This window comes from Bradyrhizobium forestalis (genome assembly GCF_002795245.1).
Lineage (GTDB): Bacteria > Pseudomonadota > Alphaproteobacteria > Rhizobiales > Xanthobacteraceae > Bradyrhizobium > Bradyrhizobium forestalis.
In genome coordinates this window covers 74,133-89,448 of the sequence record NZ_PGVG01000001.1, presented here as the reverse complement: position 1 = coordinate 89,448, position 15,316 = coordinate 74,133, and the positions used below count along the sequence as shown (strand labels likewise).

At 64.5% G+C, this 15,316-nt stretch carries 12 protein-coding genes; 3 read left to right on the top strand and 9 right to left on the bottom strand.

Annotated features, from left to right (window positions below):
- Position 1: 1 nt before the first annotated feature.
- Positions 2–886, top strand: coding sequence for an ABC transporter permease (locus tag CVM73_RS00405; RefSeq protein WP_100230048.1), 885 nt, complete (start codon positions 2–4; stop codon positions 884–886).
- Positions 887–1,080: 194 nt separating this feature from the next.
- On the opposite strand, the gene cnbZ is transcribed toward CVM73_RS00405, so the two are convergent.
- The 9 genes from cnbZ to CVM73_RS00360 form a co-directional block, all read right to left on the bottom strand.
- The gene (cnbZ, locus tag CVM73_RS00400; RefSeq protein WP_100230047.1) at positions 1,081–1,827 is read right to left on the bottom strand and encodes a 2-amino-5-chloromuconate deaminase CnbZ; all 747 of its coding nucleotides are present in this window, start codon (positions 1,825–1,827) and stop codon (positions 1,081–1,083) included.
- Positions 1,828–1,836: 9 nt separating this feature from the next.
- Positions 1,837–3,087 (bottom strand): adenylate/guanylate cyclase domain-containing protein, encoded by a 1,251-nt coding sequence (locus tag CVM73_RS00395; protein ID WP_100230046.1) that lies wholly within the window; start codon positions 3,085–3,087, stop codon positions 1,837–1,839.
- Positions 3,084–3,473 carry a response regulator gene (locus tag CVM73_RS00390; RefSeq protein WP_100230045.1) on the bottom strand — a complete coding sequence of 130 codons (390 nt, stop codon included), beginning with the start codon at positions 3,471–3,473 and terminating at the stop codon, positions 3,084–3,086. The genes CVM73_RS00395 and CVM73_RS00390 overlap by 4 nt, the downstream gene beginning before the upstream one ends.
- Positions 3,470–6,052, bottom strand: coding sequence for a sensor histidine kinase (locus CVM73_RS00385; protein ID WP_100230044.1), 2,583 nt, complete (start codon positions 6,050–6,052; stop codon positions 3,470–3,472). The genes CVM73_RS00390 and CVM73_RS00385 overlap by 4 nt, the downstream gene beginning before the upstream one ends.
- A gap of 130 nt (positions 6,053–6,182) precedes the next feature.
- On the bottom strand, positions 6,183–9,278 hold the full coding sequence (locus CVM73_RS00380) for a MexW/MexI family multidrug efflux RND transporter permease subunit (protein ID WP_100230043.1): 3,096 nt from the start codon (positions 9,276–9,278) through the stop codon (positions 6,183–6,185).
- A gap of 70 nt (positions 9,279–9,348) precedes the next feature.
- Positions 9,349–10,542, bottom strand: coding sequence for an efflux RND transporter periplasmic adaptor subunit (locus CVM73_RS00375; RefSeq protein ID WP_167406532.1), 1,194 nt, complete (start codon positions 10,540–10,542; stop codon positions 9,349–9,351).
- A 1-nt stretch (position 10,543) separates the two neighbouring features.
- Entirely contained in the window at positions 10,544–11,230 is a 687-nt protein-coding gene (locus CVM73_RS00370; protein WP_167406531.1) for a TetR/AcrR family transcriptional regulator, read from the bottom strand.
- Between the two features lie 159 nt (positions 11,231–11,389).
- Positions 11,390–11,980 (bottom strand): thiamine pyrophosphate-dependent enzyme, encoded by a 591-nt coding sequence (locus tag CVM73_RS00365; RefSeq protein WP_100230040.1) that lies wholly within the window; start codon positions 11,978–11,980, stop codon positions 11,390–11,392.
- Positions 11,977–12,519, bottom strand: a complete 543-nt coding sequence (locus tag CVM73_RS00360) for a phosphonopyruvate decarboxylase (protein WP_167406530.1) — start codon at positions 12,517–12,519, stop codon at positions 11,977–11,979. The genes CVM73_RS00365 and CVM73_RS00360 overlap by 4 nt, the downstream gene beginning before the upstream one ends.
- Positions 12,520–12,624: 105 nt before the next feature.
- Here CVM73_RS00360 and CVM73_RS00355 point away from each other — a divergent pair, with 105 nt between their 5' ends.
- Together CVM73_RS00355 and rocD are read left to right on the top strand one after the other, a co-directional pair.
- A complete protein-coding gene (locus CVM73_RS00355; protein WP_100230038.1) occupies positions 12,625–13,845 on the top strand; it encodes a cytochrome P450 in 1,221 nt (406 codons plus the stop codon).
- 227 nt (positions 13,846–14,072) lie between these two features.
- Positions 14,073–15,287, top strand: coding sequence for an ornithine--oxo-acid transaminase (gene rocD, locus CVM73_RS00350; protein WP_100230037.1), 1,215 nt, complete (start codon positions 14,073–14,075; stop codon positions 15,285–15,287).
- Positions 15,288–15,316 lie beyond the last annotated feature (29 nt).

Genomic DNA, 15,316 nt, shown 5'->3' with positions numbered 1-15,316 from the left:
GATGACCGACACGGCACTGGCCAGTCCCGTCACGCAAGCTCACGAGCTCGACAGCCCGGCACGTCGCGCCCGGCGGCGCCTGTTCAAGCGCAAGGCGGCCGTGTTCGGCCTCGTCGTGATCGTGGCATTCATCCTTCTTGCGGTGCTGGCACCGATCGTCGTTCCCTATGATCCCATCGCGACGAGCTGGAGCCTGGTGCGCAAGCCGCCGACCGCCGCGCACTGGTTCGGTACCGACGAACTCGGCCGCGATATCCTGAGCCGCGTCGTCTACGGCGCACGGGCCTCGCTGCTCGCCGGCCTGATCTCGGTCGCGATCGCGCTCGGCATCGGCGTGCCGCTGGGCCTGCTCGCCGGCTATCGCGGCGGCTTCATCGATGCGCTGATCAGCCGGATCACCGATGCGATGCTGGCCTGCCCGTTCCTGATCCTGGCGATTGCACTCGCGGCATTCCTCGGCCCGAGTCTCGGCAATGCCATGATCGCGATCGGTATCTCGGCAACGCCGATCTTCATCCGCCTGACCCGCGGCCAGGTGCTGAGCGTCAAGGCCGAGGATTATATCGAGGCCGCGCGTGCGCTCGGCAATCCGCCGTGGCGGATCGCGTGCTCCCACATCCTGCCGAACATTCTTCCGTCGTTATTGGTGCAGGCGACGCTGTCGATCGCGGCGGCCATCATCGCCGAGGCTGCATTGTCCTTCCTCGGCCTCGGTCAGCAGCCGCCCGCACCATCCTGGGGCAGCATGCTCAACGCCGCGCAACGATTCCTGACCCAAGCGCCATGGATGGCGGTCTGGCCGGGCCTCGCGATCTTTCTCGTGGTGCTGTCGCTGAACCTGCTCGGCGACGGCCTGCGCGACGCGCTGGACCCTCGGCAGCGGTAGAAGCGGATAGAGCGGCCGCGAACTCGGTGCACCTCTCCCGCCTGCGGGAGAGGTCGGCGCAACGCGCCGGGTGAGGGTTCTCTCCTCTTGGGGGTTCTCGATTGCGGAGAGACCCTCTCCCCAACCCTCCCCCGCAAGCGGGGGAGGGAGAATACCTCCCTCGTTGCGGCATTCGAACCTGATCTCGTCAGGCGCTAAATCACCACCTCCCGCATCACGCGGCGGCAATCCATCTCGAATTCGAGATCGACCACCGGCGGCCGGGCGAAATGCCAGGTGAGACCGGAGCGTAGCGCGCCGCGGCGGACCAGCTCATCGACCAGCGCATGGTGGAAGTCGTGCACGGAATAGGCCTGCACGCCGGTGGTGTCCTTCCAGCCGAAGCCGAAGGCCGCCATCCGGCTTTCCATCTGCGACGTGGCGGTGAACCGCACCTTTTCCCGCAGCCCCTCGGGGCTGAGGTCGCGGTAGCGCACCGTGCGCTCGACATAGGTGCCGCTGCCCTCGCGCGCTTCGGCGCCGCCGGCGATGACGAAGCTGGGTGCGCTTGACCGCGTCGGGCGTGTGAAGGAGAATGCGTAGAAGGACGGCTCGGACGGCGGATCAACCTCCGGACAGACATTGCTGCGAGCGACCGGATTGGTGGCGCCGTCGAAGATGCCCCATTCGGACAGCGTCTTCACATAGTGCAGGTTGAATGCGCGAAAGCCTTCCTCGCTGAAGGCCGCCGGTGAACGCAGCTCGCAGGCACAGAATGCCGTCAGCGGACGCCCCGCCTCCCGGATGAATTTTGCGGCCAGCGCAAACCCTTCCGCGAGCGGCACCAGGCGGTCGAACCGGACGCGCTCGATCTCGTAGCCGTCATCTGCGGCGGCACCAGCCGAATATTGGAACACGGACGGAATGAAACGATAATTGCCGGCGGAGAAGTCACGCGTCATGTTGAACCCCTATTCGAGTGGCACGCGAATGCCCTTGGCGCCGTTGAGCAGGCGCCTCAGGTGAAAGCCGGCCAGGGAATCGTCGGCGTGCATACCGACCAGCGCGGCAAAGGCCGGCATGGCGGCAGCGTCGCCGGCTTCCATCTTGGCGAAAGCCTCGGAATAAAGTGCGGTTTCCGGCGCTTCGAATTTGGCCTGCGGCAACGGCTCGAACGCGCGCAGCGGTTCGCTACGGCCGCGCAGCATCAGCTCACCGACGGGACGGCCCTGAAAATTCTCAGCCGCTTCGGCCACACTGGCGCTGACGCAAATGCGGGTGCCCAGATGTTTGTTGGCGGCTTCGAGACGCGCCGCGATGTTGATGGAGTCCCCATAGGCCGTGTAGTCGAAGAAGCGGTTGCCCCCGAAATTGCCGACCAGCGCCGGCCCGGCGTGAATGCCGATGCGCGTCGTGCCGAAGTTCACACCCTTGGCCTTCTGCCGCGCGCAAAAGTCCTGCGCCCAGGCGTCGAGATCATGGGCACAGGCGACCGCACGGGTCGCATAGTCCGGCTGATCGCCGGGCGCATTGAACAGCACCTGGATCGCATCGCCGATGATCTTGGCGACCGTCCCCTCATGAGCAAAGACAATCTCGGTCATGCCGCCGACGTATTCGTTGAGGAGCCCGCCCAGCGTGTGCGGGGCCGCGGTCTCGACCAGCGAGGTGAAGCCGGTGATATCAGTGAAGATGGTCGCGACGTCGCGCCACTGCACTTCGATCCCCTCACCTTCGCCACCGGCCGCCAGACGCTTGGCGAGCTCTGGCGAGAAATGACGCGACAGCGAGGCATGGGCACGCTCGGCTTCCATCTGGCGCCGCCGCACGTCGCGCAGCATCTCCACATGCCGGATGGTCTTCTCGATCGTGGCTTCCAGATCGGCGAAGTCGATCGGCTTGGTCAGGAAATCGAACGCGCCACGGTTCATGGCGGTGCGGATGTTGCTCATGTCGCCATAGGCCGAGACGATGATGGTCGACTTCTTGTCCTCGGCCTCCTGAAGCTTCGCCAGCAGCGACAGCCCGTCCATCCGCGGCATGTTGATGTCGGAGACCACCATGTCGATATCCGGGTTCTGCTCGAGCGATTCCAGCGCCTCCAGGCCGTCGCGCGCGAAGATGAGCGCGAGCTGCCCATCGCGAATCTGCCTGCGGAATTTTTGCAGGATCAGCGCCTCGAGGTCCGGCTCGTCGTCGACGAAGAGGATGGTCGCAGTCATGCGGCTTGCTCGAGCCTCGTGTCGATCTCCTGCCGCAGCAGCGCGAAGTCGATCGGCTTGGTGAGAAGCCCGATGGCGCCGCGCTCGATCGCCTTGCGGCGCGTCTCGGCATCGCCATAGGCCGTAATCATGATGACGGGTACGTCCGGATGCGCGGCGCGCACCTTCGGGAGCATGTCGAGCCCGCTCATGCCGGGCATGTTGACGTCCGACAGGATCAGGATCAGCGAGGGATCGTGGACCTCGGCGGCGCGCTTGAGCGCCTCGGGGGCCGAGAGTGCGAACTCCATCTGGAAGCGGCCGGCGCGCAGGTCGCGTCGGAACTGCTGCCGGAACAGCGCCTCCACGTCGGGCTCGTCATCGACGACCAGGATGTAAACGTTCAAGACTTGCCTCCGGAAGTGCCGTTTGCCGCCATCGTACGCGGCAGCGTGATGATGAATTCGGTGAATACACCTTGTGTGGTGTTCACGTCGATCGTGCCGCCGTGCTGCTTCACGACGATGTCATGGCTCATGGAAAGGCCGAGCCCGGTGCCCTCGCCGGCCGGCTTGGTGGTGAAGAAGGGATTGAACATCTTCTCCTTCACTTCGGGCGGAATTCCGGTGCCGTTATCGCGGATCCGGATTTCGACGCTGTCGCCGAGATATTTGGTCGCAACGTTCAGTGTGGGCTCGAAGGCCTCGCCCTCGCTCTCCTTACGCTTGGCAGTGGCATAGAAGCCGTTCGAGATCAGATTGAGGAAGACGCGCGTGATCTCCTGCGGATAGATATCGACCATACCTGCCGCGGGATCGAGGCTGCGTTGGAGCGTGACGTTGAAGGCCGGTCTCTCGGCGCGGGCGCCGTGATAGGCCAGATTGAGGCTTTCCTCCACGACGACATTGATGTCGACGGCGCGATGTTCGCCGGAGCCTTCGCGCGAATGCAGCAGCATGTTCCGGACGATGGAATCGGCGCGCTTGCCGTGCTGCACCACCTTCTCGAGATTGCCTCTGAGCATGCCGGTCAGCTCTTCAACCTCCTCCTTCGTCTTGCCGTCGAGCGACGCCGAGTGCAGGGCCTCGTTGAGCTCGTCGATCAGCTCGGTCGAGACCGCGGAGAAATTGTTGATGAAATTGAGTGGGTTCTTGATCTCGTGGGCAATGCCGGCGGTGAGCTGGCCGAGCGAGGCGAGCTTCTCGGTCTGAATCAAACGGTCCTGCGCGGTGCGCAGGTCATCGAGCGACTGCGATAGCTCTCTGGTGCGCTCCTGGACCTCCTCAAACAATCGGACATTCTCGATCGCGATCAGAGCCTGATCGGCAAAGGTGGTGGCGAGTTCGATTTGCTTCTCGCTGAAGGGACGCACCATGTGTCGCGTCAAGACGAATACCCCGATCGGGGCCCCCTCCCGGAGCAAAGGCACGCCAAGCATCGTCCGCACGTTGGAGCGCCTGCGGGCGGACGAGGGGGCAAATTCCGGATCGGCCTGCACATCCGGGACATGGACTGTCTTTCGATCGAGCAGCGTGCGTCCAACCACACTTCCCCGCTCGGGTACGGAAGCGAACGTCCGGAGCTTGTTCTCTTGCTCCGCGTCGAGCCCGCAGCTTGCGGCCAAATAGAAGACTCCCTCACTAGGCCGAAAGATCGTCCCCTCATCGGCGTCACACAAGCGAGCCGCTGACCCGACAAGCGTGTTCAGCACGGCTTGCAGGTCGAACGCCGAGCGGCTGATGACCTTCAGCACATCGGCGGTCGCAGTCTGCTGCTGCAGGGCCTCGCTCAATTCCGCCGTGCGCCGCTCGACCTTGTTCTCGAGGTCGGCATAGGATTCCTGCAAGCGCGCGCCCATCTCGTTGAACTGATCGGCGAGCCCTTCGAGCTCATCGCCGGTCTTGATCGAGATGCGCTGGGAGAAGTCGCCGCCGCCGATCCGCTCGGCGCCGCTGCGCAGCGCCTGGATCGGCCCGACCATGCGGCGCGCCAGGAAAATCCCGGCGAGCACCGCGAAAATCGATGCCGCGAGCAGTACGATCGCGAGCCGCTGCAACGAGGCATAGAGCGAAGCGTAGGCCTCTTCGACAGGAAGCTCCACGAACATGGTCCAGCCCAGCGGTGCGATCGGGGCGGAGGCCGTCAGAACCGTCTGCCCCTGGATGTTGGTTGCCTCTTGCAATGAGTCCGGCATGGTGCCGCCACCGGCCTGGGCGCCCTGCACCTGTTCGAGCTTGGACATGTCGGTATTGCGCAGGACGAGGCTGATGTCGGGATGCGCGATCAGGCGTCCCTCCGGGCCGACCACGTAGGCGTGGCCGTGCTCGCCGACCCTGATCTGGGACACGACGTCCCAGATCAGCTTGAGATTGACTTCCGCGACGCTGACGCCGGCATCCTTGCGCGCTCCCGCCAACGCCAGTGTCATGTAGGGTTCGGACTCCCGGCGGAAATAGACCGGCCCGTAATAGACCTTGTGTGCGACCGCCTCGGTGAACTTCGGATCGCTCGACAGGTCGATCCCGCTGTCGAGCGCGTCCATTGCCAGCCGCGAGACCCGCAGCCGCTCCCTGCCGGTCGAATCCACCTGGGCTAGCTCGGTGATCGCGGGTACCTGGCGCAGCAGGCGCAGCGCATCGAACCGGCGCTGCTCGATCGAGCCCCCCGACCAGGGCAGTTGCGTGGTCCAGCCGAGCTGGCTCTCGATCTCCTTGACGAACTGGCCGATCTTGGCGGCAGCCGCCTCGGCCTGCTCGTGCTGGACCCGGATCAGCGAGGCCTTGTGCTCGCGATAATAGAAGAAGACCTCGAACAGGCCATTGGCGAGCAGCGCGATGGCAACGACAGCCACGAACAGCGCGACGTATTTGGCAAAGAGCCGGGTCCTGATTCCGCGGCCCGCCGTTCCACCGGACGCGGCCTCCCCTGAGGCCGCGCTCGGCAGCGTCCCGGCTTGAGGTGTGTCGGGGTGGAGGGAAAGGCTCATCCCGCGGAACCTAGCAAGAAGAGCGGACCTTGTCTCTCGCGAGCGTGGCAAAGGGCGTACCCGAGGCACAACGAAAAAGGGCGGCAGCGGATGACCGCTGCCGCCCTCGGAACCAGCTTGCCTTGCGGCCTCAGGTCGGCCGCAGCACCTTTGAATCAAGGTCGAGTTCGTTGACCTGCTTGTTCCGCTCGGAATCGGCCACCGCGCGATGGTCGGTCGCCAGCACCACATAAACCGCCGGCAACACGAACAGCGTGAAGAGCGTGCCGATCGACATGCCGGCGACGACGACCAGACCGATCGAGAAGCGGCTGGCCGCCCCCGCGCCGGTCGCGGTCAGGAGCGGGATCAGGCCGGTCACCATCGCGGCCGTCGTCATCAGGATCGGCCGCAGGCGGATGCGGGCCGACATCTCGATGGCCGAGCGGCGGTCGAGCCGCTCGTTGACCTGGAGCTCGTTGGCGAACTCCACCATCAGGATGCCGTGCTTGGTGATCAGGCCGACCAGGGTGAGCAGACCGACCTGGGTATAGATGTTCATGGTCGCCACGCCGAAGAACAGCGGGATCAGCGCGCCGACGATCGCCATCGGCACCGAGATCATGATGACCAGCGGGTCGCGCAAGCTCTCGAACTGCGCGGCCAGCACCAGGAAGATGATGATCAGCGCGAAGCCGAAGGTGATCGCGAGCTGATTGCCTTCCTGCACGTATTGCCGGCTATCGGCCAGATAGTCGTGGCTGAAGCCCTGTGGCAGCTTCTTGGCCTCGCCTTCGAGGAAGTCGACCGCAGCGCCGACGGTCACGCCGGGCATCGGCACGGCCGAGAACGTCGCCGAATTGAGCTGATTGTAGTGCGTCAGCGAATTCGGGTCGGTCTTGGTCTCGATCGACACCACCGTCGACAGCGGAAGCTGCTGGCCGGTGTTGGTCGTCACATAGTAGCCGCCGAGCGATTCCGGCGACAGCCGCTTGGCGCGCGGCACCTGCGGAATCACCTGGTAGGAGCGACCCTCGAGATTGAAGCGGTTGATGTAGTTGCCGCCGAGCAGCACCGCGAGCGTGGCGCCGAGGTTCTGCATATTGACGCCGAGGTCCTGTGCCTTGGTGCGGTCGATCGTCACCTTCACGTTCGGCTGGTTGTAGGCGAGGTCGCTGTCGGAGACGATGAACATACCGCTCTTGCGCGCAGCGTCCTTCAGCTTCTCCATCTGCTCATAGACCGTCTGGAACCCGGCGGTGGAGTTGATCACCATCTGGATCGGCAGGCCGCCCGGGCCGCCCGGCAACGGCGGCAGGTTGAACGCGAAGGCCTGCACGCCCTCGATCTTGGAGAGCTCGGCCTGCACCAGAGGCTTCAGCTGGATCGAGGAGCGCTTGCGCTCGTCCCAGGGCTTGAGCAGCATGCCGGCGATGCCGCCCTGCGGGCCGTTGATGCCGTTCAGCACGAAGCGCAGATCGGTCTCGGGGAATTTCTGGAATTCCTTGTCGAGCTTGTCGCCGTAGAAATCGACATAGTCGATGTTGGCGTATTTCGGGGCCTTGGTCACGGCGAACACGATGCCCTGGTCTTCCTCCGGCGCCAGCTCCTTCGAGGTGTGCATGTAGAGGAAGCCGACGAGGCCGAGGATCGTGATCGCGAACAGGCCGGTGATGGCCTTGTAATCCAGCGAGCGATCGAGCTTGCGCCCGTACCAGCGCGTCATGGCGCCGAACACCCGGTTCACGAGCTTGGCGAACCGGCCTTCTTCGGCGTTCTTCAAGAGCACCGAGCACATCATCGGCGACAGCGTCAGCGCGATTACGCCGGACACGATGACCGAGCCCGCCAGCGTGAATGCGAATTCGCGGAACAGCGAACCGGTGAGGCCGCCAAGGAAGCCGATCGGCGCGTACACCGCGGCCAGCGTGATGGTCATCGAGATGACCGGACCCACGATTTCACGCGCGCCTTGCAGTGACGCCTGGACCGGCGTCTTCCCTTCCTCCAGATGGCGATGGATGTTCTCCACCACGACGATGGCGTCATCGACCACGAGGCCGATCGCGAGCACCATCGCGAGCAGGGTCAGGAGATTGAAGCTGAACCCCAGCGCCAGCATCAGCGTGCAGACGCCGATCATCGACAGCGGGATGGTGACGACGGGAATGATGACCGACCGCAGCGAGGCCAGGAACAGGAAGATCACCACGATCACGATGATCACGGCTTCGCCCAGCGTCTTCTCCACCTCGTCGATCGAGGACTGGATGAACTTGGTCGAATCGTAGGCGACCTTCATCTTCATCGACGGCGGCAGATTGCGCTCGAGCTCGGGGAACAGTGCGCGCACGCCCTTGACCAGCGTCAGCGGGTTGCCCTGCGGCGTTGCCTGCACACCGATGAAGATGGCGTGCTCGCCGTTGAAGGCGACGCTCGCATCCGTGCTTTGGGCGGCAAGTTCGACGGTGGCGATGTCCTCCATCCGCACGAAGCCGCCGTCCTTGGCCTTGACGATCATCTTCTTGAACTGGTTGACGTCGGTCAGGCCCGTATTCGTCGAGACGTTCGAGACGATGAGGTAGCCCTTGGTCTGGCCTGCCGCGGACTGGAAGTTGTTCGCGGTGATCGCGGCGGCAACATCCGCGGGTGACACGTTGCGGCCGGCCATCTTCACGGGATCGAGCCAGAGCCGCATCGCGAAGGTCTGGCCGCCGAGAATGTCGGCCGAGGCGACGCCGTCGACCGTCGACAGCACCGGCTGCACCACGCGCGTCAGATAGTCGGAGATCGCCGAGCCCGACAGCTCCTCGGACGAGAAGCCGAGATACATCACGGCGGTGGTCTGGCCCGTGGTCTTGGTGACGATCGGGTCGTTCGATTCCTTCGGAATCAGGTACTTCACCGAGTTCGTCTTTGCGAGCACCTCGGTGAGCGCCTGGTTCGGATCGAAGTTCAGCTTGATGTAGACCTGGATCGTCGAGGTGCCGAGCACGGACGACGAGGTGATGTAGTCGACGCCCTCGGCGGAGGCGACCGCCTGCTCGATCGGCGTGGTGATGAAGCCCTGTATCAGGTCCGCGGACGCGCCGGGATACACGGTCGTGATGTTGATGACCGTGTTCGACAGCTTCGGATATTGCCGGATCGGCAGCACCATCGCCGCGCGCAGGCCGATCAGCAGGATCAGCAGGCTGACGACGACCGACAGGACCGGGCGCTTGATGAAAATGTCAGTAAAGGCCATCGCAGGCGATCTCGATTCTATGTCTCAAGAGAAGTGATCCGGCCAAGCCGGATCACTTGAATGCAGTGGATCAGTAGCGCGGCGGCTGCGCCGGAATCTGCGGGGCCGGGTCGGTCGAAATCGACACCGGCGCGCCCGATTGCAGCTTCAGCTGGCCGACGGCGACGACCTTGTCGCCCGCCTTCAGGCCCTTGATGATTTCGACACGACCTTCGACCCGGTTGCCGGTCTGCACGAAGGTGCGCACCGCCGAGAGGCTGGTCTTGCCGTCCGCTTCCTTCTTCTCGGTGATCACGAACACGGAGTCGCCGTACAGCGTGTAGTCGACTGACGTCTCCGGAACGGTGATCACCGCCGGCTTGTCCGGCAGAACCACCGTCGTGGTCACGAACATGCCTGGCTTGAGGATCTTCTCCGGATTGGCAATCGTCGCCTGCACGCGGATGTTGCGGGTGTCGGTCGCGATCTGCGGCTCGATCGTGGTGATCTTGCCGTCGAAGGTGCGGCCCGGATAGGCGTCGACCTTCAGCCGAACGACCTGACCAACCTTGAGGCTGCCGGAATCCTTTTCCGTCACCGTGAAGTTGGCCCACAGCTCCGACAGGTCGGTCAGCGAGACGATCGCCGTGCCGGCGGTCAGATACTGGCCGAGCTCGACCTTGCGCATGCCGAGATCGCCGGAGAACGGGGCGCGCACCAGCTTCTGCGAGATCAGCGCTTCGGTCTTGGCGATGCCGGCCTGCGCCTGGTCGTAGGCCGCCTGCGCGGTATCGACGGTCGCTTGCGGACCGAACTGGCGCGAGGCCAGCTGCTTGGCGCGATCAAGCGACAGCTGCGCGACGGTCGCCTGCGCCTTGTAATTGGCGAGGTCGCCCTGCTCCGGTGCATCGAACAACTGCACCAGCGGCGTGCCGGCCTCGACACGCGTACCCGGCTCGAACTTGATCTCGGTGACGCGGCCGTTGACGTCTGCGCTGACGTCGACCTGATGCACGGCGACAAGGCTGCCGACCGCGGTGAGCAGGTTCGGCACCACCTCGGACTTCGCCTCGGCCGCGCTGACGGCGGTCGGCGGCGGCTTGTTGTTGGCGAAGAACTGCTTGATCATCTGGCCGCGGAAATAATTGAACCAGACGAGGCCACCGACGAGCACGGCCAGCAGCGTGCCGACGATGATGAACCAGCGCACCGGCCGGACCGGACGCTTGGGAGCCTTGTTGTCGATCGGTTCGCCCGAAATCTTGTGTTCGGCTACGATGTTCATGTCATGCACTTTCTGCAATCGCCGCCTTGCCGGCATCTGCGGCCAGATCGCGGCCCAGATGCGAAGCAATTGCGGCGTCGTTAAGTCCGATACCCCTCAGGAGAAACTCACAGAGCTGCCGCTCGAGGTCGCCAGCCTTGCCGTAGGCGAGGCAAGGCGTGGCCGGCAGCCTGGTCAGCGCAGCCGTCATCACCGAATGATGCGCGAACCAGAACAGGTTGAGTGGATCGCCAGCGCAGGGCCGCGCGTCACCGCTCGCAATCGCGCGCTCGAGCGAGGCGACGAAGACAGCCCCGATCAGCGTCTCGATCTTGGCATACAGCAAACGGGCGAATTCGCCATCATCCAAATGGCTCGTGGCCATCAGCCGCAGGCGCTGCGCCTCTTCCTGGTCGGGCCCGTCGGCGATCTGGAGAAAGTGTTCGACCATGCCGCGGATCAATTCGACCAGCGTGGCCGTCGATGGCTCGCGCTCGAGCAGCTCCATGAAGGCTGGATCGGCCTCGCATTCGTCGCTGAGGATCTCGGCGTAGAGCGCCGCCTTGGACGGGAAATGCTTGAACAGCAGCGCTTCGGAAATGGCAGCGGCGGCCGCCACGCTCTTCGTCGTGGTGCCGGTATAGCCGTGTCGGGCAAAGCAGCGCTTTGCGGCACCGAGGATCAATTGACGCCTCAGGTCGCTCGTCATACGCAATGAGCTCATGGCGGGTGAGTAAGCACTCACCCACGCAGAAGTCAAGCAGTATATTGCACCGCAACCTGCATGCGGCATGAATTTAGTGGAAATTGATCCAACCCGCACGGCCCGCGTGCAGGATCTCGGCGACACGGGAATGGGGCAGACCGCCTAGATCGGCTGAAAGCCGAGGTCGCCGCGAATCCGGTTGAGGATGTAAGTCCCGTCCCGGGTCGGCAGAATCCGCTCCAGGCTGGCGCTGTCGATCTTCACATTGGCAAAGCGCGGCCCGGCCGAGACGTCGTGGACGGCTTTGGCAAAAGCCTCGACCTCGGCCATGGTCGTGACCGCCCGGCTGTCCGCAATGCCACATGCCTTGGCGACGCCGACGAGGTCGGCGGCGGCCGAGGTATGGCTGGTCTGGCCGCCGGTCTCGCCATAGGCCTCGTTGTCGAGCACTGCGATCGAGAGGTTGGCCGGCTTCTGCAGACCGATGGTGGCAAGGCTGCCCATGCCCATCAGCATCTCGCCGTCGCCGGTGATGACCAGCACCGGCAGCTTCGGCTGCGCCAGCGCCAGACCCAGCCCGATCATCGCGGCGCCGCCCATACCGCCCCAGAGATAGAAGTTGCGGGCATGGTCGCCGGCGGCGCACATGTCGTTGGTGGAGGCACCGAGCCCCCCGATCGCGACCACGTCCTTGCGGTTCGCCAGCAGGGTGGAGACCACCTGACGGCGGTCGAGGAGATTGGCCTTGCTCATTTGGTGAAAACCTTGGCGCCGATCAGGCGTTGCGACAGGAGGACAGCGGTGGGCGTGAGCGCGTTGTACGCTTGCGATGCAGCGGCTTCGAGCACCGCCGGCACCTCGGCCGCGTGCGGGGCGCGCAGCACCTGGACGCCGGAGAGCTCGAACACGCCTTGCGTGGTCGATCCCATCGGCACCTGCCATGGATTGAACTCGCCCCACTCGCCGCGCATGGTCACCAGCGTCAGAAACGGAAAGCGCAGGATCGGGATCAGCGACAGCATGTTGATGCAATTGCCGACGCCACTCGACTGCATCAGCAAGACACCGCGCTGGCCACCGGCCCACGCGCCGGCGAGCAGTGCCACGCCCTCCTCCTCGGTCGTTAGCGCAATGCCGCGCATGGTGGAGGAGTCCAGCACGCGCCGGATCAGCCTCGAATGACCGGCATCAGGCACGTAAGGCACCTGCCGCACGTCGAAGCGTTGCAGGGTCGTGAAAATATCGTCGGGCCAGTTCGGCACCGTGTCGGCAGCATCAGCGCGTGCGTGCATTTTCCTGTCCGGTCGGCTAGCAAGGTGCAAGGACTGTAGACGCATGCACACGTCGACCAGAACAACAAAAACGGCATAACGGCTTTAACCGGCGAGTATAACGGGATGAACGCAGATGCGAAGGCGCTGGCGGCTAGCTTCGATCTCGAGAAGCTGACGCCTGAATTCTACGACAACCCCTATCCGACTTATCGTGCGCTGCGGGAGAACGAGCCGGTCAAGCGCCTGCCGAACGGCACCGTGTTCCTGACCCGCTATGACGATCTCGTCACCACCTACAAGAACACAAAATCCTTCAGCTCGGACAAGAAGCGCGAGTTCGCGCCGAAATACGGCGACACCCCGCTCTACGAGCACCACACCACCAGCCTCGTCTTCAACGACCCGCCCTCCCACACCCGCGTGCGCCGCCTGATCATGGGCGCGCTGTCGCCGCGCGCGATCGCCGGGATGGAGAGCGATCTCATCAAGCTTGTCGACGGCCTGCTCGACGCCATCGCCGCCAAGGGCCGTTGCGAGCTGATCGAGGACTTTGCCGCTTCCATCCCCATCGAAGTCATCGGCAATCTGCTCGACGTGCCCCACGACGAACGCGGACCGCTGCGCGACTGGTCGCTGGCGATCCTCGGCGCCCTCGAACCCGTGGTGTCGCCCGAAGCGGCCGCGCGCGGCAACAAGGCGGTGACGGACTTCCTCGCCTATCTCGAAACGCTGGTCGCGCGCCGGCGCGCCAAGCCCGGCAATCCCGAGCGCGACGTGCTGACGCGTCTCATTCAAGGCGAGGAGAACGGCGAGCGGCTGACCGAGAAGGAGCTGCTGCACAATTGCATCTTCCTGCTCAATGCCGGCCACGAGACCACGACCAACCTGATCGGCAACGGCCTCGTCGCGCTGGACCGTCATCCCGACCAGAAGCAGCGCCTGATCGACAACCCCGACCTGATCAAGACCGCGGTCGAGGAGATGCTGCGCTACGAGAGCTCCAACCAGCTCGGCAACCGCATGACCACGGAACGGGTCGAGCTCGGCGGCGTCATGCTCGAGGCCGGCACGTCGGTGACGCTGTGCATTGGCGCGGCCAACCGCGACCCCGCGCAGTTTCCGGACCCCGAACGCTTCGACATCGCGCGGACGCCGAACCGGCATCTCGCCTTCGCCACCGGCGCGCATCAATGCGCCGGCATGGCGCTGGCGCGGCTGGAAGGGGCGATTGCGATCTCACGTTTCCTGGCGCGCTTCCCGGACTATGCCGTCGGCGGCCAGCTGGTGCGGGGCGGACGGGTCCGGTTTCGCGGGTTTTTGAGCGTGCCCTGTGCGATCGGCTGAGGACCGAAAGCAAAAATGTCGAAAACAACCCCATGCACAGTAGAGGCCGGGGCGACGAACGACACCTTGTGGATACGCAGAACCTTCTGACGTTTCAGGCAAATCGGGCCGCGCCACGCCATCGGCGCATGAAGGCTTCCAAGACGGCTTGCTGATCCCCAAATCAAGCTGAAGGCCGCCGGGGCAGTCGGTCGACGCCCCCGCGCGCCGCAATGGAGTGACGACAGATGAGCGCGTCGGTCATTGATTTCATCGCAACGGAAGCACGCTTTGGCGCCCGTAACTACGAGCCGATCGGGGTCGTCCTGTCGCGCGGCGAAGGTGTCTGGGTCTGGGATACCGAAGGCAACCGCTATCTCGATTGCCTCTCGGCCTATTCGGCGGTCAGCCAGGGCCACTGCCACCCCAAGATCCTGGCGGCGATGGTCGAACAGGCGCACAGGCTGACGCTCACCTCGCGGGCCTTCCACAACGACCAGCTCGCCTTGTTCTACGAGGAGATCGCCTCGCTCACCGGTTCCCACAAGGTGCTACCGATGAACAGCGGCGCGGAGGCGGTCGAAAGCGCGATCAAGTCGGTGCGCAAATGGGGCTATGAGGTGAAGGGCGTGCCGGACGGCCAGGCCGAGATCATCGTCTGCGCCAACAATTTTCACGGGCGCACGCTGGCCATTGTCGGCTTTTCAACCGACCCCGAGACCCGCGCCCATTTCGGGCCGTTCGCGCCGGGCTTCAAGATCATCCCGTTCGGCGACGCCGCGGCGCTGGAGGAGGCAATCACCCCAAATACGGTCGCCTTCCTGGTCGAGCCGATCCAGGGCGAAGCCGGTGTCATCATTCCTCCGGCTGGCTATTTCACGAAAGTGCGCGAGCTCTGCACCGCGAGCAACGTGATGCTGGTGCTCGACGAGATCCAGACCGGGCTCGGCCGCACCGGCAAGCTGCTCGCCGAACAGCACGAGGGTATCGAGGCGGACGTAACGCTGCTCGGCAAGGCCCTGTCCGGCGGCTTCTATCCAGTGTCGGCCGTGCTCTCGAACAACGACGTACTCGGGACCTTGAGGCCCGGGCAGCATGGTTCAACCTTCGGCGGCAACCCGCTTGCCTGCGCGGTGGCGCGTGCGGCGTTGCGCGTGCTGGTCGAGGAAGGCATGATCGAGAACGCGGCCCTGCAGGGCGCGCGCTTTCTGCAAGGCTTGAAAGACATTCGCGCCAACACGATCCGCGAGGTGCGCGGGCGCGGCCTGATGCTGGCGGTCGAGCTGCATCCCGAGGCGGGCCGCGCCCGCCGCTACTGCGAGGCGCTTCAGGGCAAGGGCATCCTCGCCAAGGATACCCATGAGCAAACCATCCGCATCGCCCCGCCGCTGGTGATCACCAGCGACCAGGTCGACTGGGCGCTGGAGCGGCTCGCCACCACCCTGACGCAGGACTTCTCTTGAGGCTGCCTGCGTCGGAAGATCGCATGCCG

Bases quoted from the DNA above. Each gene is read 5' to 3' on its own strand.
- CVM73_RS00370 (WP_167406531.1), bottom strand. From the start codon at position 11,230: ATGACGAGCGACCTGAGGCGTCAATTGATCCTCGGTGCCGCAAAGCGC.
- CVM73_RS00385 (WP_100230044.1), bottom strand. From the start codon at position 6,052: ATGAGCCTTTCCCTCCACCCCGACACACCTCAAGCCGGGACGCTGCCG.
- CVM73_RS00405 (WP_100230048.1), top strand. From the start codon at position 2: ATGACCGACACGGCACTGGCCAGTCCCGTCACGCAAGCTCACGAGCTC.
- CVM73_RS00360 (WP_167406530.1), bottom strand. From the start codon at position 12,519: ATGCACGCACGCGCTGATGCTGCCGACACGGTGCCGAACTGGCCCGAC.
- CVM73_RS00395 (WP_100230046.1), bottom strand. From the start codon at position 3,087: ATGACTGCGACCATCCTCTTCGTCGACGACGAGCCGGACCTCGAGGCG.
- CVM73_RS00380 (WP_100230043.1), bottom strand. From the start codon at position 9,278: ATGGCCTTTACTGACATTTTCATCAAGCGCCCGGTCCTGTCGGTCGTC.
- CVM73_RS00375 (WP_167406532.1), bottom strand. From the start codon at position 10,542: ATGAACATCGTAGCCGAACACAAGATTTCGGGCGAACCGATCGACAAC.
- rocD (WP_100230037.1), top strand. From the start codon at position 14,073: ATGAGCGCGTCGGTCATTGATTTCATCGCAACGGAAGCACGCTTTGGC.
- CVM73_RS00365 (WP_100230040.1), bottom strand. From the start codon at position 11,980: ATGAGCAAGGCCAATCTCCTCGACCGCCGTCAGGTGGTCTCCACCCTG.
- cnbZ (WP_100230047.1), bottom strand. From the start codon at position 1,827: ATGACGCGTGACTTCTCCGCCGGCAATTATCGTTTCATTCCGTCCGTG.
- CVM73_RS00355 (WP_100230038.1), top strand. From the start codon at position 12,625: ATGAACGCAGATGCGAAGGCGCTGGCGGCTAGCTTCGATCTCGAGAAG.